This is a genomic window from Mycolicibacterium monacense (assembly GCF_010731575.1).
GTDB classification, from domain to species: Bacteria; Actinomycetota; Actinomycetes; order Mycobacteriales; family Mycobacteriaceae; genus Mycobacterium; species Mycobacterium monacense.
The window spans coordinates 3,767,099-3,789,429 of sequence record NZ_AP022617.1 but is presented as its reverse complement, the minus strand read 5'-3'; the positions used below and the strand labels follow the sequence as shown (position 1 = coordinate 3,789,429).

Below are 22,331 nucleotides of genomic sequence, written 5' to 3'. Positions count from 1 at the left end.
CGCGGACGGATTGACGCGCCCTGGACGGGAAACCTGCTCTCCATGGGATTGGACATTCTGCTCGCCACCGTGGGCCTGCTCGGCGTCGTCGTTGCTGCGCTGTCGGCCAAGATGCGCCGACTGCCGATCTCCGAACCGCTGCTCGGACTCGTCGCAGGGGTGGTGATCGGGCCGCAGGTATCGGGCCTGCTGCACGTGCCGGCACTCACCGACGAGCAGTCGCTGCTCCACGAGACGAGCCGCGTCCTACTAGCGATCTCGGTGATGGCCGTTGCCCTGCGTTACCCGGCCGCCGAGGTGCGACGCACGTGGCGACCGGTGACGGTGCTGCTACTGGTCGCGATGCCTCTGATGGCCGTGGTGACCGCTGCGCTGGGTTGGTTCCTGCTGTCGATCCCGTTTGTCGCGGCAGCGCTGCTGGGTGCCGCGCTCTGCCCCACCGACCCGGTGCTGGCGTCCAGCGTGGTCACGGGCGAGGACGCCGAACGCGATCTGCCGGCGCGTGACCGCAAGGTGCTGTCGTTGGAATCCGGAGCCAACGACGGGCTGGCGTTACCCCTCGTACTGGTCGCGATCGCCATCGCCGGTGGGATGAGCGCCGGCGCGGCTGTCAGAGAATCGCTGTGGCAGATCCTGGGAGCGGTCGTCGTCGGCGCGGCGATGGGTTGGGCGGGCGGGCAGGCGCTCAAGTGGGGCGACAGGTTCGGGGCCACCGCCGCGGCGCCGGCGTTGTTCTTCACCGTGGTGCTGGCGTTGGGCATCCTCGGGCTGGCCGGACTGCTGCATCTGGACGGGATCCTGGCGGTCTTCGTCGGCGGCCTGCTGTTCAACCTGGCCGGTACCGGGGATGAGCGGGCAGCGGAGGTGCCGATCGACGAGGCCATCAACCGCTTCGCCGTCCTCCCGTTGTTCGTGCTGCTCGGAGCCGCTTTGCCGTGGCACTCGTGGGCCGACCTCGGCTGGAGCGCCGTCGCCCTCGCGGTGTGCGTGCTCCTGCTGCGGCGGCTGCCGATCCTCTTGCTGCTGCGCCGTCCGTTGCGGCTGTCGGTTCCCGACGCCCTGTACCTCGGGTGGTTCGGCCCGGTGGGTGTGTCGGCGCTCTTCTACCTGACGATGGAGGCCGACCGCATCGGCGTCGACGAGACCGTGCTGGCCGCCGGATCGCTCGTCCTCGTCGTGAGCACGATGACCTTCGGGCTGAGCGGTGTGGCCGGACGCCTTCTGTACGTCAGGGCCACCGGAGCAGCCCATTCGCCGGCCGATCGGTAGGCGCACCCAGTATTACAGGTCTTGTGCGGTTGTCGGGTGAGGTGTAACACTGCGGGTATGGCTGTCAATGTCTCGCTCCTCGCGTCCGCGGGCACGCACGTCGTCACCAACCAGGTCCCGCTGCTCGAGGACCACAACCCGGCCGCCTCGCCGGTGCTCACCGAGGCGTTGATCCGCGAGGGCGGGGAGTGGGGCCTCGACGAGGTCGCCGAACTGGGAGCGCTCTCGGGAAGCGCGCAGGCCCAGCGGTGGGGTGAGCTCGCCGACCGGAACCGGCCCGTCCTGCACACCCACGACCGCGTCGGCCACCGCATCGACGAGGTCGAGTACGACCCCGCCTACCACTCGCTGATGGCCGTCGCCGTCGGCCACGGACTGCACGCCGCGCCGTGGGCCGACGACCGCGCCGGCGCCCACGTCGTCCGCGCGGCCAAGACGTCGGTGTGGACACCCGAACCCGGGCACATCTGCCCGATCTCGATGACCTACGCCGTCGTCCCCGCCCTGCGCTTCAACCCCGACCTGGCCGCCGTCTACGAACCGCTGCTGACCAGCCGGGTGTACGACCCGGAACTGAAGGTGCCCGCGACCAAGGCCGGCATCACCGCGGGCATGTCGATGACCGAGAAGCAGGGCGGCTCCGACGTGCGCGCCGGCACCACGCAGGCGGTGCCCAACGGTGACGGGACCTACTCGCTGACCGGCCACAAGTGGTTCACCTCCGCGCCGATGTGCGACATCTTCCTGGTGCTCGCCCAAGCGCCGGGCGGGTTGAGCTGCTTCTTCCTGCCGCGCATCCTGCCCGACGGCACCCGCAACCGGATGTTGTTGCAGCGCCTCAAGGACAAGCTCGGTAACCACGCCAACGCCTCGAGTGAGGTCGAATACGACGGGGCGACGGCCTGGCTGGTCGGCGAGGAGGGTCGTGGCGTGCCGACCATCATCGAGATGGTCAACCTCACCCGGCTGGACTGCACACTGGGTTCGGCGACGAGCATGCGCAGCGGGCTCACCCGGGCGATCCACCACGCGCAGCACCGCAAGGCGTTCGGCGAGTACCTGATCGACCAGCCGCTGATGCGCAACGTGCTCGCCGACCTGGCCGTCGAGGCGGAGGCCGCGACGATGGTCGCGATGCGGATGGCCGGCGCCACCGACCGCGCCGTACGCGGCGACTCCCGCGAGGCGCTGCTGCGCCGTATCGGCCTGGCCGCCGCGAAGTACTGGGTGTGCAAACGCGCCACCCCGCACGCGGCCGAGGCGATGGAATGCCTGGGCGGCAACGGCTATGTCGAGGACTCGGGGATGCCGCGGCTGTACCGCGAGGCGCCGCTGATGGGTATCTGGGAGGGGTCCGGCAACGTCAGCGCGCTGGATACGTTGCGCGCCATGGCAACCCGACCGGAGAGCGTCGAGGTGCTGTTCGACGAGCTGGCGCAGTCGGCCGGTCAGGACGCCCGGCTCGACGCGCATGTCGAGGGGCTGCGCCCGGCGCTCGACGACCTCGCCACCGTGCAGTACCGGGCGCGCAAGGTGGCCGAGGACATCTGCCTGGCCCTGCAGGGTGCGCTGCTGGTGCGGCACGGTCATCCGGCGGTGGCCGAGGCGTTCCTGGCGACCCGGTTGGGCGGGCAGTGGGGCGGCGCGTTCGGCACGCTGCCCGTCGGCCTGGACCTCGCGCCGATCCTCGAGCGCGCGTTGGTGAAGGGGTGACTTCTTCGGCCGAGCAGACACAAATGCACCCGACACGCCGCGAATTTCGGGACATATGTGTCTGCTCGCGAGGAAGGGTGACCGCATGACGCACGCGATCCGGCCCGTCGACTTCGACAACCTCAAGACCATGACCTACGAGGTGACCGGCCGCATCGCCCGGATCACCTTCAACCGGCCCGAGAAGGGCAACGCGATCGTCGCCGACACCCCGCTGGAGTTGTCCGCACTCGTCGAACGCGCCGACCTCGACCCGAACGTCCACGTGATCCTGGTGTCCGGCCGGGGCGAGGGCTTCTGCGCGGGCTTCGACCTGTCGGCCTACGCCGAAGGCTCGTCGTCGGCCGGCGGCGGCAGCCCGTACCGCGACACCGTGCTCTCCGGGAAGACCCAGGCCGTCAACCACCTGCCGGATCAGCCGTGGGATCCGATGATCGACTACCAGATGATGAGCCGCTTCGTCCGCGGCTTCTCGAGCCTGCTGCACTGCGACAAGCCGACCGTTGTGAAGATCCACGGCTACTGCGTGGCCGGCGGCACCGACATCGCCCTGCACGCCGACCAGGTGATCGCCGCCGCCGACGCGAAGATCGGCTACCCGCCCACCCGCGTGTGGGGGGTGCCCGCCGCCGGGATGTGGGCCCACCGGCTCGGCGACCAGCGCGCGAAACGCCTTCTGCTGACCGGGGATTGCCTGACCGGAAGGCAGGCCGCCGAATGGGGGCTGGCCGTCGAGGCGCCCGAACCCGAAGATCTCGACGAGCGCACCGAACGCCTCGTCGAACGCATCGCCGCGGTGCCGGTCAACCAGCTCATCATGGTCAAACTCGCGATGAACTCGGCGCTGCTGCAGCAGGGCGTGGCCACCAGTCGGATGGTCAGCACGGTGTTCGACGGCATCGCCCGGCACACGCCGGAGGGGCACGATTTCGTCGCGCAGTCCCGCGAACACGGCTTCCGCGAGGCGGTGCGGCAGCGTGACGAACCGTTCGGCGACCACGGCCGACGAGCCTCCGGGGTGTAGCCATGCGGTTGACGGCGCGGTCGGTGGTGCTGTCGGTCCTGCTCGGTGCGCATCCGGCCTGGGCCACCGCGAGCGAATTGATCCGCCTCACCGCCGATTTCGACATCCGCGAACCGACCGTGCGGGTGGCGCTGACGCGGATGGTCGGCGCGGGCGACCTGGTCCGCTCGGCCGACGGCTACCGGCTGTCGGACCGGCTGCTGGCCCGGCAGCGCCGCCAGGACGACGCGATCAACCCGCGGCCGCGCCGGTGGGACGGCACCTGGACCACCCTGGTGATCACCAGCGTCGGCACCGACGCCCGCACCCGCGCGGCCCTGCGGAACACACTGCAGGACAACCGCTTCGGTGAACTGCGCGAAGGGGTGTGGCTGCGGCCCGACAACCTCGACACGGCGTTGCCCGAGGACGTCGCCGACCGGGTGCGGGTGCTGCACGCCCGCGACGACGAACCGGCAGACCTCGCCGCCCGGCTGTGGGACCTGCCCGCGTGGGCGGCGCAGGGCCGTCGGCTCCTCGACGACATGGACACCGCCCGCGACATCCCCGCCCGGTTCGTCACCGCCGCCGCGATCGTCCGGCACCTGCTCACCGATCCCGTGCTGCCCGCCGACCTGCTGCCCGCGGACTGGCCCGGCGACGAATTACGCACCGCCTACACCGCTTTCGCCGCCGAACTCGTCGAGCGGCGCGATGCCCAACTCAGAGACGCCCAACTCATGGAGGCGACATGACAGGACCCGTCCGCGTCGAACGCAACGGCGCGGTGACCACCGTGATCATCGACCGGCCCGACGCCCGCAACGCCGTCAACCGCCCCACCGCCGAGGCGCTCTACGAGGCCTTCGACGCATTCGACCGCGACGACTCCGCAGCGGTCGCCGTGCTGTGGGGTGACCACGGCACCTTCTGCGCCGGTGCCGATCTCAAGGCGTTCGGCACCCCCGACGCCAATGCGGTGCATCGCAGCGGACCCGGCCCGATGGGGCCCACCCGCATGGTGCTGTCGAAACCGGTGATCGCCGCGGTCAGCGGATACGCCGTGGCGGGCGGACTCGAACTCGCGCTGTGGTGCGATCTGCGCGTCGTCGAGGAGGACGCGGTGCTCGGGGTGTTCTGCCGACGCTGGGGGGTGCCGCTGATCGACGGCGGCACGGTGCGGCTGCCTCGGCTGATCGGGCAGAGCCGGGCGATGGACCTGATCCTGACCGGCCGGCCCGTCGACGCCGCCGAGGCCCACGCGATCGGCCTGGCCAACCGCGTCGTCCCGAAAGGTCAGGCGCGTCGACAGGCCGAGGAGCTGGCCGCCGAGATCGCCCGGTTCCCGCAGCAGTGCATGCGCGCCGACCGCGGTTCGGCGCTGAGCCAGTGGGGGCTGCCGGAGGCCGAGGCGATCGACCGGGAGTTCGCCAGCATCTCGCGGGTCAAGGACGAGGCGCTCGAGGGGGCGGGCCGCTTCGCCGCCGGAGCGGGCCGCCACGGCGCCAAGGCGTGATTTCGGCGTGCGCGGTCGCGCCCAGCGCGACCCAGCACGCCGAAATCACCCCTGCTTGGTGATCTTGTTGTTCGAGCCGAGGTCGTCGATCTTGGGGTCGCCGTCGCGGTAGGTGATCGTGTTGTTCAGCCCGACGACCGTGATCTCCTTGTCGACCCGCTCGAACGAGATCGTGTTGTCGGTGCCGCCGATGTTGACGTTCGCGCACGTCCCGGTCACCGTCAGCTTGTTGTTCGAACCGCCCACGTTGAGGGCCTTACCGTCGGCGCAGTCGACCTCCGCGGTGGTGCCGACCGAGCCGTAGTTGATCGTGTTGCCGATCTCCACCTGCGCGCCCGACGAACCCGCCGTCGCGGTCGGGGTGTTGGTGTCGCTGCTCTCCGACCCGCACCCGGCCAGGCCGAACGCAGCGGCCGCCGCCAGTGCCACGAACGCGCTATGGGTAAGGGAACTCATCACGCCTCGCTCCATGGTCAGGCCGGGACGCGGTTGATCCGGTTCGTCATCCCCAGTTCGCGGCCGCGGTCCCAGATGATCGGGTCGCCGTTCTTGTACATGACGGTCTGGTCCCAGCCGTAGACGGTGATGTCGTTGATCACGTTGTCGGCGACCACGAGGTTCCCGGACCCCTGCATCGTCACCGCGTAGCACGTGCCCAGCGCGTACACCTGGTTGCCGTTGCCGTTGACGTGCAGCACGGAGTCGCGGCAGTCGATGGTCTGCGAAAGGCCGGTGCCGGTGATGTGGGTGTCGCCGTTCTTGGCGTGCGCGCTCGGTGCGCCAACGGTGGCCGCGGCGATCAACACGGCGGCTCCGGCCGCCACGCACCGGGTTGCAGCGATCGATCGCACCGTCGTATCCCTTCGTCGCCCACACCTGATGCAAGCAGCGTACGTGGCCCGGCAGGGGCCGCGGCAGCCTTCTGTGGGTTGGGCCGAGGGTGACGTCGTGCGCACCGGTCGCTGAACCCCTCGGTGCTCGGTACCGTTGGCGGCAATGCGTCGGCGTGTCAGCGTTGTTGCGGGTTGTGCCGCTGCGGCGGTCACCGTGGTGGTGACCGCCGCCGGTTGCGCGCACTCGGTCACCGGCACCGCGATGCCCGCCCAGTCCGACGCCGTCCCGGACCCCGACCGCGACTACGGATACGTCGACAACCGCTGCGGCCTGCTCGAGGACTCCACCGTCTCGGAGACCCTCGACGCCGACGAGGTGGTCCGCCCCTACAGCGGTGCGGTGTGTCAGTACGTCCTCATGCGCGGCGAGGTCATGGTCGACGTCACCTTCTCGTGGTTCGACACCGGCAACCTCGAGCGGGAACGCACGCTGGCCGCCGAGCGGGGAGCGCAGGTGAGCGACACCGTCATCGAGCGGCATCCCGCCTTCCTGGCGCGCCGGTCGACGACCGGGGTGGCGTGCTCGGCGACCGCGGCGGCCGGATCCGGGGTGCTCAGCTGGTGGGTGCAGTACCGCGGGCAGAAGTCCGGTGACCCGTGCGTGGATGCGGAGAAGCTGTTGTCGGCGACCCTCTCGTCGGATCTGTGAGGTGCCCGTGAAAAGGATCCTCCTCGGATGCCTGGCGGCGCTGCTGCTGGCCGGCTGCGGCGGCGCCGACGAACAGCAGGCCGCCCCGGCAGCGGACCCGCCAGCCGGATCGTTCCGCAGCGACGGCTGCAACGGCGTCACCGACGAGGAGATCACCAAGGCCGCCGAGTCGACGGTGTTCAAGAAGGTCGTCGACAGCGACGCCGGCTGCTTCTGGCAGGAGGACACCATGCTCGGCACGTTCGGCGCCGGGATGGGCATCTCCACGTGGTGGTACCGCGGCAGCGACATGGACGTCGAACGCGAGCTCGAACAGCAGGCCGGCCGCAAGATCACCGAGCTGTCGGTCGACGGCAACAAGGGTTTCAAGGCCGCCGACACCAACGCCTGCAGTATCTATGTGGCCAAGGGCGGCGACGTGATCACCTGGTCGATCCAGACCATGAATCCCGACATGCTGCCCGATCTGTGCTCGATCACCGAACGCCTCGCCCAACTCAGCCAGCAACGGGTGAACTGATCCGCCGTAGGGTTAGAGTCTGCGCCGACCGCACTCGGTCGGTGACGGACGAAGGGTGAACAGGACATGGCGGCTCAACCGGACCCGCGGACGGCGGGCGGTCGGGCGCGGTCTGCCGCCAAGACCACCCGGCTGAGCCGCGACTCGATCGTCAACGCCGCGCTGACCTTCCTGGACCGCGAGGGCTGGGATGCGCTGACCATCAACGCCCTGGCCACCCAGCTCGGCACCAAGGGTCCGTCGCTGTACAACCACGTGCACAGCCTCGACGACCTGCGGCGCACCGTGCGGATGCGGGTGGTCGGCGACATCATCGGCATGCTCACCACCGTCGGGCAGGGCCGCACCCGCGACGATGCGGTGATGGCGATGGCCAGCAGCTACCGCAGCTACGCCCACCACCACCCGGGCCGGTACTCCGCGTTCACCCGGATGCCGCTGGGCGGGGACGACCCGGAGTTCACCGACGCCACCAGGGCGGCGGCCACCCCGGTGATCGAGGTGCTGGCCTCCTACGGCCTCGACGGCGAGGACGCGTTCTACGCCGCGCTGGAGTTCTGGTCGGCCATGCACGGGTTCGTGCTCCTGGAGATGACCGGGGTGATGAACGGCATCGACACCGATGCGGTGTTCACCGACATGGTGCTGCGGTTGGCCTCCGGTATGGAACGCCGCTCCGGCGGCGTGGGCGCTGACCTGCGCTAAGCGCCGGTCAGAGCGCTGCGGCTCCAGTGTGGAACGACTTTTGGAGCGACGCGGCCATCCTGGTATTGTGGGGGATCGTGCCTGGCCGTCGAGGCGCATGCGACGGGGTGACAACCAGACAGCATGCCCACATGCCGGGCAAATTCGCATGTCTACCACGCAGCGGAATTGCTTCGAGGTGTGCGCGTGCGACACGCCCGGACGCGGGGGACGCGACCGGGCAGTAACAGCAGTACAGAGACTTGAGCAGCACAGACAAAGCAGTACAGAGCAACACCGCAGACGAAGCATCAACGGAAGAAACACAGAAAGCCGGTACATGCCAACCATCAACCAGCTGGTCCGCAAGGGTCGCCGCGACAAGATCGCCAAGGTGAAGACCGCGGCCCTCAAGGGCAGCCCGCAGCGTCGTGGCGTGTGCACCCGCGTGTACACGACCACCCCGAAGAAGCCGAACTCGGCGCTTCGCAAGGTCGCGCGCGTGAAGCTGACCAGCCAGGTCGAGGTCACCGCATACATCCCCGGTGAGGGCCACAACCTGCAGGAGCACTCGATGGTGCTGGTGCGCGGTGGTCGTGTGAAGGACCTCCCCGGTGTGCGTTACAAGATCATCCGCGGTTCGCTCGACACCCAGGGTGTGAAGAACCGCAAGCAAGCGCGCAGCCGCTACGGCGCCAAGAAGGAGAAGAGCTGATGCCGCGCAAGGGCCCCGCACCCAAGCGTCCGCTGGTCAACGATCCGGTCTACGGGTCGCAGCTGGTCACCCAGCTGGTCAACAAAGTGCTGCTGGACGGGAAGAAATCGCTGGCCGAACGCATTGTCTATGGTGCGCTCGAACAGGCCCGTGACAAGACGGGCACCGATCCGGTGGTCACCCTCAAGCGCGCTCTCGACAACGTCAAGCCCGCCCTCGAGGTGCGCAGCCGCCGCGTCGGTGGCGCCACCTACCAGGTGCCGGTCGAGGTTCGTCCCGATCGTTCCGTGACGCTGGCCCTGCGGTGGCTGGTGAGCTTCTCGAAGGCTCGTCGGGAGAAGACCATGGTCGAGCGCCTGGCCAACGAGATCCTCGATGCCAGCAATGGCCTGGGTGCCGCCGTCAAGCGGCGTGAGGACACCCACAAGATGGCCGAGGCCAACCGCGCCTTCGCGCACTACCGCTGGTGATAGCCGCCGGCGCGCAGTGTTGCCGCCGGCGCAATGACCACACAGCAACTATCAAGCGAGAGAGAAGACTTCTGTGGCACAGAAGGACGTGTTGACCGACCTGAACAAGGTCCGCAACATCGGCATCATGGCGCACATCGACGCCGGTAAGACGACGACGACCGAGCGCATCCTGTACTACACGGGTGTCAACTACAAGATCGGTGAGACGCACGACGGTGCGTCGACCACCGACTGGATGGAACAGGAGCAGGAGCGCGGCATCACCATCACCTCCGCCGCGGTGACCTGCTTCTGGAACGACAACCAGATCAACATCATCGACACCCCCGGCCACGTCGACTTCACCGTCGAGGTGGAGCGCAGCCTGCGTGTGCTCGACGGTGCCGTTGCCGTGTTCGACGGCAAAGAAGGCGTGGAGCCGCAGTCCGAGCAGGTCTGGCGCCAGGCCGACAAGTACGACGTGCCGCGCATCTGCTTCGTCAACAAGATGGACAAGCTGGGCGCGGACTTCTACTTCACCGTGCGCACCATCGAGGAGCGCCTCGGCGCGACCCCGCTGGTCATCCAGCTGCCGATCGGCGCCGAGAACGACTTCATCGGCATCATCGACCTGGTCGAGATGAAGGCCAAGGTCTGGCGTGGCGAGACCGCCCTCGGTGAGAAGTACGAGGTCGAGGACATCCCCGCCGAGCTCGCCGACAAGGCCGACGAGTACCGCACCAAGCTGCTCGAGGCGGTCGCCGAGACCGACGAGGCGCTGCTGGAGAAGTACTTCGGTGGGGAAGAGCTCACGGTCGAGGAGATCAAGGGCGCGATCCGCAAGCTGACGGTCAACTCCGAGCTGTACCCGGTGCTGTGCGGCAGCGCGTTCAAGAACAAGGGCGTGCAGCCCATGCTCGACGCGGTCGTCGACTACCTCCCCTCGCCGCTGGACGTCGAGTCCGTGCAGGGCCACGTGCCCAACAAAGAGGACGAGCTCATCACCCGCAAGCCGTCGGTCGACGAGCCCTTCTCGGCGCTGGCGTTCAAGATCGCGGTGCACCCGTTCTTCGGCAAGCTGACCTACGTGCGCGTGTACTCCGGCACCGTCGAGTCCGGTTCGCAGGTCATCAACTCCACCAAGGGCAAGAAGGAGCGGCTGGGCAAGCTGTTCCAGATGCACGCCAACAAGGAGAACCCTGTCGAGCGGGCGTCGGCCGGCCACATCTACGCGGTCATCGGCCTCAAGGACACCACCACCGGTGACACCCTGTCCGATGCGAACCAGCAGATCGTGCTCGAGTCGATGACCTTCCCCGATCCGGTGATCGAGGTGGCCATCGAGCCCAAGACCAAGAGCGACCAGGAGAAGCTCGGCACGGCGATCCAGAAGCTGGCCGAAGAGGATCCGACGTTCAAGGTGCACCTGGACCAGGAGACCGGCCAGACCGTCATCGGCGGTATGGGCGAGCTGCACCTCGACATCCTCGTCGACCGCATGCGTCGCGAGTTCAAGGTCGAGGCCAACGTCGGCAAGCCGCAGGTGGCCTACCGCGAGACCATCAAGCGCAAGGTCGAGAAGGTCGAGTTCACCCACAAGAAGCAGACGGGTGGCTCCGGCCAGTTCGCGAAGGTGCTCATCGACCTCGAGCCGTTCAGCGGCGAGGACGGTGCCACCTACGAGTTCGAGAACAAGGTCACCGGTGGCCGCATCCCGCGCGAGTACATCCCGTCGGTGGATGCCGGTGCGCAGGACGCCATGCAGTACGGCGTGCTCGCCGGCTACCCGCTGGTGAACGTCAAGGTGACCCTGCTCGACGGTGCCTACCACGAGGTCGACTCGTCGGAAATGGCGTTCAAGGTCGCCGGTTCGCAGGTCCTGAAGAAGGCCGCCCAGGCGGCGCAGCCGGTGATCCTCGAGCCGATCATGGCCGTCGAGGTGACCACACCCGAGGACTACATGGGTGAGGTGATCGGCGATTTGAACTCCCGCCGTGGTCAGATCCAGGCCATGGAGGAGCGGGCCGGTGCGCGCGTCGTCAAGGCGCAAGTGCCGCTGTCGGAGATGTTCGGCTACGTCGGCGACCTTCGGTCGAAGACCCAGGGCCGGGCGAACTACTCCATGGTGTTCGACTCGTACGCCGAGGTTCCGGCGAACGTGTCGAAGGAGATCATCGCGAAGGCGACGGGTCAGTAGACCTGCGTATTCGCTGATCTGGTAAGACCACACAACTGAACAGATCAAACCTGCTTCCAAAGAAAGCACCAACACAGTCCAGGAGGACACCACAGTGGCGAAGGCGAAGTTCGAGCGGACGAAGCCGCACGTCAACATCGGGACCATCGGTCACGTTGACCACGGCAAGACCACGCTGACCGCAGCAATCACCAAGGTTCTGCACGACAAGTACCCCGAGTTGAACGAGTCGCGCGCATTCGACCAGATCGACAATGCGCCTGAGGAGCGTCAGCGCGGCATCACGATCAACATCTCCCACGTGGAGTACCAGACCGAGAAGCGTCACTACGCGCACGTCGACGCCCCCGGTCACGCTGACTACATCAAGAACATGATCACCGGTGCCGCCCAGATGGACGGCGCGATCCTGGTGGTCGCCGCGACCGACGGCCCGATGCCGCAGACCCGCGAGCACGTGCTGCTGGCCCGCCAGGTCGGCGTCCCCTACATCCTGGTGGCGCTGAACAAGGCCGACGCGGTCGACGACGAGGAGCTCATCGAGCTCGTCGAGATGGAGGTCCGCGAACTGCTGGCCGCCCAGGACTTCGACGAGGACGCCCCGGTCGTGCGCGTCTCGGCGCTCAAGGCGCTCGAGGGTGACGAGAAGTGGGTCAAGTCGGTCGAGGAGCTCATGGACGCGGTCGACGAGTCGATCCCGGATCCGGTCCGCGACACCGACCGTCCGTTCCTGATGCCCGTCGAGGACGTCTTCACGATCACCGGCCGCGGCACCGTGGTCACCGGTCGTGTGGAGCGCGGCGTGGTCAACGTGAACGAGGAAGTCGAGATCGTCGGCATCCGCCCCGGCACCACCAAGACCACGGTCACCGGTGTCGAGATGTTCCGCAAGCTGCTCGACCAGGGCCAGGCCGGTGACAACGTCGGTCTGCTGCTGCGCGGTATCAAGCGTGAGGACGTCGAGCGCGGCCAGGTCGTGGTCAAGCCCGGCACCACCACCCCGCACACCGAGTTCGACGGCCAGGTCTACATCCTGTCCAAGGACGAGGGTGGCCGCCACACGCCGTTCTTCAACAACTACCGTCCGCAGTTCTACTTCCGGACCACGGACGTGACCGGCGTGGTGACCCTGCCCGAGGGCACCGAGATGGTGATGCCCGGTGACAACACCGACATCTCCGTCAAGCTGATCCAGCCCGTCGCCATGGACGAGGGCCTGCGGTTCGCCATCCGTGAGGGTGGCCGTACCGTCGGCGCCGGCCGCGTGACGAAGATCCACAAGTAAGACCAGTACGCCGAAGCGGCGCTCACCCTCTCGGGGGTGGGCGCCGCTTTGCGTTGTGCGATTTCGGCGTGCGGGGTTGCGCTGAACGCGACTGCGCACGCCGAAATCGCGAGGCGTAACGCGGATGGGCGCCGTGCCGATGACTCTGACAGTGATCGGAGAAGGGTTGGGGTTCGTGTTTCGTCGTCTTCATGCATTGGCCGGTGCCGTCGCGCTCGGTGGGGCAGCGCTGATCGGTCTGGCGGGCACCGCCGACGCCCAGCCGCAGTGCCCCGACGTCCACTGGATCGGCGCCGCGGGCTCCGGTGAGCGGGGCGCCGAGGTGTCGATGAACGACGGTATGGGCCGCGTCATCTCCCGCTCCCGCGCCGATCTGCAGCAGCTCGTCGCAAGCGACGGCCGCACCATGACCTCCGAAGCCGTGGTGTACCCGGCGACCGAGGTGCCCGAGGACGGCGGCATCCTCGACTGGGCCGGCTTCATCAGCAGCGTCGACGCCGGCACCGCCGCCCTGGCCAACCAGTACGCGACGTTCGTGCAGCAGTGCCCCACCAGCAAGGTGGTGCTGGCCGGATACTCCCAGGGCGCCATGGTCGTCCACCGCAACCTGCACACCCTCGGCGCCAGCCCCAACTTCGCCGGTGCGCTGCTGATCGCCGACGGCGACCGCCTGCCGACCGACCCGACCTACAACCTGGGTTCGGTGACCTCGGTCCCCGGCGCAGGCAAGGGCGTCGCCCAGGACTGGCCGATCCTCGCGCACGCACCGGCACCGCTGCCGCCGCACATCGGCGCCCGCACGGTCAGCGTGTGCGAACTCGGCGACGCGGTCTGCGATTACGACCCCGATGCCGAAGATGTGACGGCGACCGGCGTGGCCGTGCACACCAGCTACGCCCGCTCGACCGGCGGCGGCTACACCTGGACCTCGCCGCTGTACCAACTGCTCGGCCCGGCGGCGGCCGCGGCGCCCGCCGATACGGTCACCGTCGCGGCGGGCTGAGTTTCCGCGCTGTTCGCCACGCCCGCAGGCCCCTTCAGCGGCTAGTCTGTGTTCGCCCGCGCGAACCACAGGAGCATGGCCATGTCGACCTTCTGGCGCTACATCCGCATCCAACTCTTCGTGCTGCTGTGCGGCATCGTCGGCCCGATCTTCCTCGCGATCTACTTCGCCACCGGACCCGACCCGATGCTGGAGTGGATGTTCTGGACCGGTCTGCTGGTCACCGCCGCGGATGTGCTGATCGCGTTGGGCATCACCGCCTTCGGCGCCCACTCGGCGGCGAGAACCGCTGAACTCGAGGCGCGCGGCGTGCTCGCGCTCGCGCAGATCACCGGCATCCACGAGACGAACACCCGGATCAACGAACAACCGCTCGTCAAACTCGACCTGTCCATCACCGGGCCGGGTCTGACGCCGTTCACCGCACAGGACCGCGTGGTGGCGTCGGTGTCGCGGCTGCCGATGATCACCAACCGCAAACTGGTCGCGATCGTCGACCCCACCACCAACGAGTACCAGATCGACTGGGAGAGAAGCGCTCTGGTGGGTGGGCTGATGCCTGCGACGTTCACGGTGTCGGAGGACAACCACACCTACGACCTCACCGGACAGTCCGGTCCGCTGCTGGAGATCTTGCAGATCCTCAAGGCCCACGGTATCGGGATGAACAACATGGTCGATCTGCGCGCGAATCCGGCGGCGCGACAACAGGTTCAGGCCGTCGTCCGGCAGTCCGCGGTGCAGCAGGTGCCTGCGCCCGCGGCCATGGCGCCGAGCGCTCCCGTCACCGCGCCGACGGGTCCGTCGACCGCGCAGCGCCTGCAGGAACTCGAGACGCTGCGCGCGACCGGCGCCATCACCGACGCCGAGTACGCCGCCAAACGTCAGCAGATCATCGAAGCCCTGTAGTCAGGGCCCCGGCACCACCAGCACCGGACGGTGGGCCGAACGCAGCGTCGCGCGTGCCACGCTGCCCAGCAGCACCTCGCGGATCGCCGACTGGCCACGCGACCCCACCACGATCGCCGCCGCCCTGCGGTGGGCGGCCAGACCGGTCAGCGTGTCGGCGACGAAGTGGTCCTTGGCCCCCGCCTGCGTGTCGATGTGTTCGGTGGCCACACCGTCGGGCGGCGTCTCGGTGATGCCCTGCCCGACCGACACCGCGACGATCTCGCGGCCGTGGAACAGGTGTTGGGCGGCCGACAGCGCGGTCCGCGCGCCCCCCGACCCGTCCCACCCGACGACGACGGGACCTCCGGCCAGCGCGTCGTACTCGTCGGCCAGCATGGGCGCCGGCGCCACCAGCGTCGGGCGCGACGCATAGTGCACGGCCATGTCGGAGACGCTGCCCATCAGCGCCTGGGCGCCACCGAGTCCGCGCGAACCGACCAGCAGCAGATCGGCGGACACCTGCTCGGCCAACTGCGCGAGCACCAAACCCTCACCGCCCCAAGTCCTTTTCACCAGAGGTTCGGCGTCCAGTCCGGCGGCGCGGGCGAGCGTGGTGCCGGTGACCGCGATGCGCTGGGCCTCGCGTTCGCCCTCCCGCTCGGTGCGCTCGACCAGTTCGCTTGCGCTGCCGACCGTGGACCGCAGGCGCCGGCGCAGCGGCTCGCTGGCGAACGGTGGTGTCCACAGCTGCGCCACCCAGGCGTGGGCCTGTGGGAGCAGTTGCCCGCCCACCTCGATGGCGGCGGTGGCGGCGGGTGAGCCGTCGAATCCGATGAGCACGCCGAGCGGCATGGGGGACCTCCCTCGATCTGTCCCGATCGTATGCGCAGGACGCACGTGGGTCACGCAGCGTTCTTAGAACACGTTCCAGTTCTGCTGTTAGCCTGTCGGCAGTCTGATCGAAAGGAGCGTCGGTGAGCGCAGTTGAGGGCCCGCTGGCCGGTCGAGTCGCGTTGATCACCGGGGCCGCCCGTGGCCAGGGCCGCGCGCACGCCGTCCGCCTCGCCGCCGACGGCGCCGACATCATCGCGATCGACATCTGCGCGCCGGTGCACGACACCATCACCTATCCCGCGGCCACCGCCGAGGACCTCGCCGAGACGGTGCGCGCCGTCGAGGCGACCGGACGCAAGGTGCTCGCCCGTGAGGTCGACATCCGGGATCTCGCGGCGCTCGAGCAGGTCGTCGCCGACGGTGTCGAACAGTTCGGCCGGCTCGACATCCTGGTGGCCAATGCGGGTGTGCTGAGTTGGGGCCGGCTGTGGGAGATGTCGGAGGATCAGTGGAGTGCCGTCATCGACGTCAACCTCAACGGCACGTGGAAGACCATCCGCGCCGTGGTGCCCGCGATGATCGAGGCGGGTAACGGCGGGTCGATCATCGTCGTGAGTTCCTCGGCGGGTCTGAAGGCGACCCCGGGCAACGGCCACTACGCGGCGTCCAAACACGGTCTGACGGCGCTGACGAACGGTTTGGCGCTCGAGGCGGGGGAGTACGGCATCCGGGTCAACTCCATCCACCCGTACTCCATCGACACCCCGATGATCGAACGCGACGCGATGATGGAGATCTTCGCCAAGCATCCGAGCTACCTGCACAGCTTCGCGCCGATGCCGTTGCATCGCGTGGACTCCGGCGGGAAGAAGGGGCTGCAGGAGTTCATGACGGCAGAGGAGGTCGCCGACGTGGTGGCCTGGCTGGCCGGGGACGGTTCGGCGACGCTGTCGGGCAGCCAGATCGCCGTCGACCGCGGTGTGATGAAGTACTAGTCCCTCATCCGCGGTCGGCCAGCACCGCCGCGAATCGGTCCACCGCCCAGTCGATTTCGTCGGCGGTGATGACCAGCGGGGGAGCGAACCGCAGCGTCGAACCGTGGGTGTCCTTGACCAGCACGCGGCGTTCGGCCAGGGCCAGGCTGATCTGCTTACCGGTGCCCAGCGCGGGGTCCACGTCGACACCGGCCCACAGTCCCTTCCCGCGCACCGCCACCACGCCGTGACCGATGAGCCCGCGCAGCCGCGTGTGCAGATGGTCGCCGAGTTCGACGGCGCGCGTCTGGAATTCGCCGGTCCTCAGCAGGTCGACCACCACCGAGCCGACCGCCGCCGCCAGCGGGTTGCCGCCGAAGGTGGAGCCGTGCTCTCCGGGATGCAGCACGCCCAGCACATCCCGGTCGCCGACCACGGCCGACACCGGGACGACACCGCCGCCGAGCGCCTTGCCGAGCAGGTACAGGTCGGGCACCACGTCCCAGTGGTCGCAGGCGAACGTGCGCCCGGTGCGCGCCAGGCCGGACTGGATCTCGTCGGCGATCAGCAACACGCCACGGTCGGTGCAGATCCGCCGCACCCGCGGCAGGTAGTCGTCGGGTGGGACGATGATCCCGGCCTCGCCCTGGATCGGTTCCAGCAGCACCGCGACGGTGTGGTCGTCGACGGCGGCGGCGAGCGCATCGGTGTCACCGAACGGCACGGCCCGGAAGCCCGGTGTGTACGGGCCGAAGCCCCGCCGCGCGGTGTCGTCGTCGGAGAAGCTGATGATGGTGGTGGTGCGGCCGTGGAAGTTGTTGTGCGCCACCACGATGTTGCCCAGGCCTGCCGGTACGCCCTTGACGTCGGTGCCCCATTTGCGGGCCACCTTGATACCGCTCTCGACGGCCTCGGCGCCGCTGTTCATCGGCAGCACCATGTCCTTACCGCACAGCCCGGCCAGCGCCTGGCAGAACGGGGCGAGCCGGTCGGAGTGGAAGGCGCGGCTGACCAACGTGACCGCATCGAGCTGGGCGTGGGCGGCCGCGACGATCCGCGGGTGGCGGTGGCCGAAGTTGACCGCCGAGTACGCGGCGAGGCAGTCGAGGTGGCGCCGACCCTCCACGTCGGTGATCCAGGCGCCCTCCGCGGCGGCGGCCACCACCGGCAGCGGGGAGTAGTTGTGCGCGACGTAGCGGTGGTCGGCGGCGATCACCGCGTCGGTGACGGTTGTGCGATCGGTGACGGTCACGGGTGCACCTCCAGCGTGCAGCATTTGACGGAGCCGCCGCCCTTGAGCAGCTCGGACAGGTCCACGCCGACGGGGTCGAAACCCGCCGCCCGCAGCTGTTCGGCGAAACCCTCTGCCGCGGTGGGCAATACGACGTTGCGACCGTCGGAGACCGCGTTGAGGCCCAGGACGTGGGCGTCGGCGGCGGTCACCTCGATGGCGTCGGGGAACAACGCGCGCAGGCAGTCGACCGAGGCGGGGTCGAAGGCCGGTGGGTAGAAGGCGATAGTGGTGTCGTCGAGAACGGTGAGAGCGGTGTCGAGGTGGTAGAAGCGCGGGTCGACCAACCGGAGGCTGACCACCGGCATGCCGACCGCGGCCCCGATCTCCCGGTGTGCGCGCGCGTCGGTGCGAAAACCGTATCCGGCCAACAGGATCGGGCCCGCCACGAGGACGTCACCCTGGCCTTCGTTGGCATACCCGGTGCGCACCGGGTCGTACCCGTGGCGGGTCATCCACTCGGCGTAGGCGTCTTCTTCGGCGGTGCGCTGCGGAAACGCGAACCGGGCGACCACGGCCTGTCCGTTGACCAGCACCCCGCCGTTGGCGGCGTAGACCATGTCCGGTAGCCCGGCGACCGGTTCGACCAGTTCGACGGTGTGGCCGAGCTCCTTGTAGGTGCGGCGCAGGGTCTCCCACTGATCGAGGGCGCGGTGGGTGTCGACGGTCGTGCTGGGGTCCATCCAGGGGTTGATCGCGTACTCGACGGCGAAGAAGGTCGGCGGGGTCATCACGTAGTGTCGGATCTGCGGCGTGCGGGTGACCGGTAGCGGCATGAATCGACGATATGTGGACGCCTACGTGCAAACAATCGCCGAACATTGCGTCTATTGGCGCGATCTGTTGTGCTGGGAGCGTCTCAGCGGCGATTTGTTGTGCGGGAGGGTCATGGACCGGTTGGACGACACCGACGAGCGCATTCTCGCCGAACTCAACGAGCACGCCCGCGCCACGTTCGCCGAGATCGGTCAGCGGGTCAACCTGTCGGCGCCCGCGGTCAAGCGCCGGGTGGACCGCATGCTCGACGACGGGGTGATCCGCGGCTTCACCACCGTCGTGGACCGCAACGCGCTGGGCTGGAACACTGAGGCCTACGTCCTGGTGTTCTGCCACGGAACCATTGCGCCGGAACGGCTTCGGGCCGCCTGGGTGGACATCCCTGAGGTGGTCAGCGCGGCGACGGTCACCGGCACCGCCGACGCCGTCCTGCACGTGCTGGCCCGCGACATGCGGCACCTCGAGGAGGCGTTGGAACGCATCCGTTCCAGTGCCGACATCGAGCGCAGCGAGAGCATCGTGGTGCTGTCGAACCTCATCGAGCGCGCGCTGCCCTGAGTAACCCGAATCACAGGGTGGCGTACCCATCCGGCGACCCATCGTGTACAACGACCACGTGAGCACTTCAGGTGGCATCGTCATCGTCGGCGGCGGTCTCGCAGCGGCCCGTACCGCCGAGCAACTGCGGCGTTCGAACTATTCCGGCCCGGTCACGATCGTCAGCGACGAGGACCATCTGCCGTACGACCGGCCGCCGCTGTCGAAGGAAGTGCTGCGCAGCGAGACCGACGACGTCACGCTCAAGCCTGCGGAGTTCTACCAGGAAAACGACATCACCGTGCTGCTCGGCGCCGGTGCGGCCAGCGTGGACACCGTCGGCAAGAAGGTCACGCTGACCGACGGGCGCGAGATCGGCTACGAGGAGCTGGTGATCGCCACGGGGCTGGTGCCCAAGCGCATTCCGTCGTTCCCCGACCTCACCGGCATCCACGTGCTGCGCAACTTCGACGAGAGCCTCAAGCTGCGTGAGGAGGCCGGCTCCGCGCGGCGCGCCGTGGTGATCGGCGCCGGCTTCATCGGCTGCGAGGTCGCCGCGAGCCTGCGCAAACTCGGCGTCGACGTGGTGCTGGTCGAACCGCAGCCCGCGCCGTTGGCGTCGGTGCTCGGCACGCAGATCGGCGAGCTGGTGGCCCGGCTGCACCGCGCCGAGGGCGTCGACGTGCGCTGCGGTGTCGGGGTGGCCGAGGTCAAGGGTCAGGACGTCGACGGACAAGAGAAAGTGCAGTCGGTCGTATTGAGCGACGGCGCCGAGGTCGAGGCCGACCTCGTCGTGGTCGGAATCGGCTCGCGCCCGTCCACCGACTGGCTCGAGGACAGCGGCATCACGCTCGACAACGGCGTGGTGTGCGACGCCGAGGGACGCTCGAGTGCACCGCACGTGTGGGCGATCGGCGACGTCGCCTCGTGGCTCGACACCGTCGGCAACCAAGTGCGCGTGGAACATTGGAGCAACGTCGCCGACCAGGCCCGGGTGCTGGTGCCCGCGATGCTCGGCCAGGACGTTCCGGGTGTGGTCTCGGTGCCGTACTTCTGGAGCGACCAGTACGACGTGAAAATCCAGTGCCTCGGCGAACCGGAGGCCGACGACACCGTGCACATCGTCGAGGACGACGGCCGCAAATTCCTGGCGTATTACGAGCGCGACGGTGTGGTGGCCGGCGTGGTCGGCGGCGGGATGCCCGGCAAGGTCATGAAGACCCGTAACAAGATCGCCAACGGCGCCCCGATCGCCGACGTGCTCGGCTAGAACTGGCCGAGGTAGAAGCGGGCGCCCTGGTCGTCGACGCATTCGGCCATCAGGCCGTAGGGCTGGCGGTTCGGTTCCTGTCGTACCGAACCACCGGCCTCCCGGACGAGGCGCACCGCGTCGTCGATGTCGGAGACCGTCCACATCGGCACCGTCACCGACCGGTCGCTGCCACCGCCGATGCCGGTCATCGGCCGGCACTCGTTGACCGCCCAGCCGTCCTCGATGCGGCCCGGTTCGAAGGTCCAGGACAGCACCCGGCCGTAGAACTCACGGAACCGACCCGAGTCGGTGACCTCGTGGGTGATGTAGGACAGCTCGCGGGGGCCGGTGCCGTTGAGCGCGGGCCGCGGCGTCGGCCGTGACGGTGTGAACACCGCGAACGGGTTGCCCAGCGGATCGGTGGCGTCCAGGGTCGTCCCGAAGTCGTGTGTGGTTGTCGCGCCGGGGGTTCCGCCGGCGGCGATGATCGACTGCCGTGCCGCGTCGAGGTCGTCGACGGCGTAGCAGCAGAACAACGTGGCGGGTCCGTCGCCGGCGAAGATGCCGGTGGGCAGGTCGGTGTTGGTGACCTGGCGGGTGGCCGGATCGTAGGTCCAGCCCAGGACGTGGCCGTAGAACGCGGCGGCGCGCTCGGTGTCGCGGGTCCACAGCGACACGTAACCGACGTCGCCGTGCTCAATCAGGGCCCCGGCACGGGGGACCGGCCCGGACAGCATCCAGCGGTGTCCGAACGGGTCGATGATCGTCGCGGTGCGCGAGCCGTGGGCGTCGTAGGGTTCGCGCTGGACGCGGGCGCCGTGCTCGTGGGCCCGCCGCAACGCCGCGTCGGTGTCGCTCACCTGCAGCATCAGGCTCACCGAGACATGTTCGGCGTCAGGTGCTTTCAAACCCATCTCGGGGAACTCGTCGGCCAGGTAGAGCACGCCGCCGGATACCGTGAGTTCGGCGTGGCCGATGCGGCCGTCGTCCATCACGATCGGCTCACCGGCCAGTGTCGCGCCGAACGCGTCGGCGTACCAGCCGATGGCCGCGCGCGCGTCGCCGACCGCCAGGTACGGCAGCGCGGCGGGGCGCGGGGCCACGGCGGCCAGTGCGGTATCGGTGCCACTCATCTCGACTCCTTCGGTTCGGTTGGGCAATCTGAGCGCCGACTCCAGCCGGCGGCGCAACCGCTCCGCGAACGCCGGGTCGGGCTGGACCGGAAGCTCGTCACCGTGCAGGACCCACAGCGGGTCGGTGTTGTCGTTCACGGCGTGCCTCCTTCCGGGTAGTGCGAGCGGAATGCGCGACGGGCCCGCACCAGCAGGGCCTCGGTGGCGTGCACCGTCCGGCCGATCAACTCGGCGCATTCGGGGACCGAACAGCCGTCGAGATAGCGCAGCGCGAGCACCGTCCGGTGCTGTTCGGCGAGTTTCGCCAGCACGCTCTCGGCGACGATCCGGTCCAGTTCGGCGTCCCAGCCGTCGACCGGCTCACCGGGTTCGGGCACCTCGCCGACCGGGACCGCGTGCCGGTCGTGTCGGCGCCGGTAGTGGTCGGCCAGTTTGTGCCGGGCCACCCCGATCAGCCACGGCACGCTGATCGGCGCGGAGGTGCCCCGCCGGGCGGCGTCCATCGCCGCCAGGAAGGTCTCCGACGTCAGGTCCTCGGCGGTTCCGCGGTCCGGACAGCGTCTGACGAAGTAGCCGTACACCGTCGGCAGGGCATCGTCGTAGAGCGCCAGCAGGGTCCGCGGAGCGTCGTCACCGTCTGGTTCGCCGCTCACACCCTCATCGTCGCCGTTGCGCCCCGAACTCCGACGCCCTTTTCCCGAGTGATTTCGGCGTGCTTGGTCGCGCCCACCGCGACCAGCCAC

General features: G+C 68.8%; 24 protein-coding genes. 17 read left to right on the top strand and 7 right to left on the bottom strand.

The window, feature by feature from the left end; all coding sequences use genetic code 11:
* The first annotated feature begins 42 nt into the window (after positions 1-42).
* The 5 genes from G6N49_RS18245 (at position 43) to G6N49_RS18225 (ending at position 5,501) form a co-directional block, all read left to right on the top strand.
* Positions 43-1,269 carry a cation:proton antiporter domain-containing protein gene (locus G6N49_RS18245; protein WP_011854803.1) on the top strand — a complete coding sequence of 409 codons (1,227 nt, stop codon included), beginning with the start codon at positions 43-45 and terminating at the stop codon, positions 1,267-1,269.
* Positions 1,270-1,326: 57 nt separating this feature from the next.
* The gene (locus tag G6N49_RS18240) at positions 1,327-2,982 is read left to right on the top strand and encodes an acyl-CoA dehydrogenase family protein (protein ID WP_011854804.1); all 1,656 of its coding nucleotides are present in this window, start codon (positions 1,327-1,329) and stop codon (positions 2,980-2,982) included.
* 85 nt (positions 2,983-3,067) lie between these two features.
* Entirely contained in the window at positions 3,068-4,006 is a 939-nt protein-coding gene (locus tag G6N49_RS18235) for a crotonase/enoyl-CoA hydratase family protein (protein WP_011854805.1), read from the top strand.
* Positions 4,007-4,008: 2 nt separating this feature from the next.
* Complete coding sequence (locus tag G6N49_RS18230) at positions 4,009-4,740, top strand: PaaX family transcriptional regulator C-terminal domain-containing protein (RefSeq protein ID WP_011558394.1); 732 nt, start codon at positions 4,009-4,011, stop codon at positions 4,738-4,740.
* Positions 4,737-5,501, top strand: coding sequence for a crotonase/enoyl-CoA hydratase family protein (locus G6N49_RS18225; protein WP_011854806.1), 765 nt, complete (start codon positions 4,737-4,739; stop codon positions 5,499-5,501). Before G6N49_RS18230 ends, G6N49_RS18225 begins: the two co-directional genes overlap by 4 nt.
* A gap of 45 nt (positions 5,502-5,546) precedes the next feature.
* On the opposite strand, the gene G6N49_RS18220 is transcribed toward G6N49_RS18225, so the two are convergent.
* Together G6N49_RS18220 and G6N49_RS18215 are read right to left on the bottom strand one after the other, a co-directional pair.
* Positions 5,547-5,957 (bottom strand): DUF3060 domain-containing protein, encoded by a 411-nt coding sequence (locus G6N49_RS18220; protein ID WP_011558396.1) that lies wholly within the window; start codon positions 5,955-5,957, stop codon positions 5,547-5,549.
* A 17-nt stretch (positions 5,958-5,974) separates the two neighbouring features.
* Positions 5,975-6,352, bottom strand: a complete 378-nt coding sequence (locus G6N49_RS18215) for a DUF3060 domain-containing protein (protein WP_011558397.1) — start codon at positions 6,350-6,352, stop codon at positions 5,975-5,977.
* A gap of 145 nt (positions 6,353-6,497) precedes the next feature.
* Between G6N49_RS18215 and G6N49_RS18210 the strand changes: the two genes are divergently transcribed.
* From G6N49_RS18210 to G6N49_RS18170, 9 genes are all read left to right on the top strand, one after another.
* Entirely contained in the window at positions 6,498-7,043 is a 546-nt protein-coding gene (locus G6N49_RS18210) for a DUF3558 domain-containing protein (protein ID WP_011768086.1), read from the top strand.
* Position 7,044: 1 nt separating this feature from the next.
* Entirely contained in the window at positions 7,045-7,563 is a 519-nt protein-coding gene (locus G6N49_RS18205; RefSeq protein ID WP_011558399.1) for a DUF3558 domain-containing protein, read from the top strand.
* 66 nt (positions 7,564-7,629) lie between these two features.
* Entirely contained in the window at positions 7,630-8,268 is a 639-nt protein-coding gene (locus G6N49_RS18200) for a TetR/AcrR family transcriptional regulator (RefSeq protein WP_011558400.1), read from the top strand.
* Positions 8,269-8,587: 319 nt separating this feature from the next.
* The gene (gene rpsL, locus G6N49_RS18195) at positions 8,588-8,962 is read left to right on the top strand and encodes a 30S ribosomal protein S12 (RefSeq protein WP_011558401.1); all 375 of its coding nucleotides are present in this window, start codon (positions 8,588-8,590) and stop codon (positions 8,960-8,962) included.
* A complete protein-coding gene (gene rpsG / locus G6N49_RS18190) occupies positions 8,962-9,432 on the top strand; it encodes a 30S ribosomal protein S7 (protein ID WP_011558402.1) in 471 nt (156 codons plus the stop codon). Before rpsL ends, rpsG begins: the two co-directional genes overlap by 1 nt.
* 73 nt (positions 9,433-9,505) lie before the next feature.
* Complete coding sequence (gene fusA / locus G6N49_RS18185; RefSeq protein WP_011558403.1) at positions 9,506-11,611, top strand: elongation factor G; 2,106 nt, start codon at positions 9,506-9,508, stop codon at positions 11,609-11,611.
* 94 nt (positions 11,612-11,705) lie between these two features.
* Positions 11,706-12,896 (top strand): elongation factor Tu, encoded by a 1,191-nt coding sequence (gene tuf / locus G6N49_RS18180; protein WP_011558404.1) that lies wholly within the window; start codon positions 11,706-11,708, stop codon positions 12,894-12,896.
* Positions 12,897-13,020: 124 nt separating this feature from the next.
* Positions 13,021-13,899 carry a cutinase family protein gene (locus tag G6N49_RS18175; protein ID WP_011558405.1) on the top strand — a complete coding sequence of 293 codons (879 nt, stop codon included), beginning with the start codon at positions 13,021-13,023 and terminating at the stop codon, positions 13,897-13,899.
* A gap of 81 nt (positions 13,900-13,980) precedes the next feature.
* A complete protein-coding gene (locus tag G6N49_RS18170) occupies positions 13,981-14,808 on the top strand; it encodes an SHOCT domain-containing protein (protein ID WP_011558406.1) in 828 nt (275 codons plus the stop codon).
* On the opposite strand, the gene G6N49_RS18165 is transcribed toward G6N49_RS18170, so the two are convergent.
* Positions 14,809-15,642: a universal stress protein gene (locus tag G6N49_RS18165; protein ID WP_011558407.1), complete on the bottom strand. Its 834-nt coding sequence runs from the start codon at positions 15,640-15,642 to the stop codon at positions 14,809-14,811.
* Between the two features lie 122 nt (positions 15,643-15,764).
* Between G6N49_RS18165 and G6N49_RS18160 the strand changes: the two genes are divergently transcribed.
* Positions 15,765-16,619 (top strand): mycofactocin-coupled SDR family oxidoreductase, encoded by an 855-nt coding sequence (locus G6N49_RS18160; protein ID WP_011558408.1) that lies wholly within the window; start codon positions 15,765-15,767, stop codon positions 16,617-16,619.
* 4 nt (positions 16,620-16,623) lie between these two features.
* Here G6N49_RS18160 and rocD read toward each other — a convergent pair whose 3' ends face one another.
* Positions 16,624-17,874 (bottom strand): ornithine--oxo-acid transaminase, encoded by a 1,251-nt coding sequence (rocD, locus tag G6N49_RS18155; RefSeq protein ID WP_407665045.1) that lies wholly within the window; start codon positions 17,872-17,874, stop codon positions 16,624-16,626.
* Complete coding sequence (gene ddaH / locus G6N49_RS18150) at positions 17,847-18,665, bottom strand: dimethylargininase (RefSeq protein WP_083045318.1); 819 nt, start codon at positions 18,663-18,665, stop codon at positions 17,847-17,849. The genes rocD and ddaH overlap by 28 nt, the downstream gene beginning before the upstream one ends.
* 112 nt (positions 18,666-18,777) lie before the next feature.
* On the opposite strand from ddaH, the gene G6N49_RS18145 reads away from it, so the two are divergent.
* Together G6N49_RS18145 and G6N49_RS18140 are read left to right on the top strand one after the other, a co-directional pair.
* A complete protein-coding gene (locus G6N49_RS18145; protein WP_011768087.1) occupies positions 18,778-19,224 on the top strand; it encodes an Rv2324 family transcriptional regulator in 447 nt (148 codons plus the stop codon).
* A gap of 58 nt (positions 19,225-19,282) precedes the next feature.
* Positions 19,283-20,473, top strand: coding sequence for an NAD(P)/FAD-dependent oxidoreductase (locus G6N49_RS18140; RefSeq protein WP_234786869.1), 1,191 nt, complete (start codon positions 19,283-19,285; stop codon positions 20,471-20,473).
* On the opposite strand, the gene G6N49_RS18135 is transcribed toward G6N49_RS18140, so the two are convergent.
* Both G6N49_RS18135 and G6N49_RS18130 read right to left on the bottom strand, forming a co-directional pair.
* Positions 20,470-21,726: a VOC family protein gene (locus tag G6N49_RS18135; protein ID WP_064916109.1), complete on the bottom strand. Its 1,257-nt coding sequence runs from the start codon at positions 21,724-21,726 to the stop codon at positions 20,470-20,472. The genes G6N49_RS18140 and G6N49_RS18135 overlap by 4 nt on opposite strands.
* A complete protein-coding gene (locus tag G6N49_RS18130) occupies positions 21,723-22,241 on the bottom strand; it encodes an RNA polymerase sigma factor (protein WP_179967768.1) in 519 nt (172 codons plus the stop codon). Before G6N49_RS18130 ends, G6N49_RS18135 begins: the two co-directional genes overlap by 4 nt.
* Positions 22,242-22,331 lie beyond the last annotated feature (90 nt).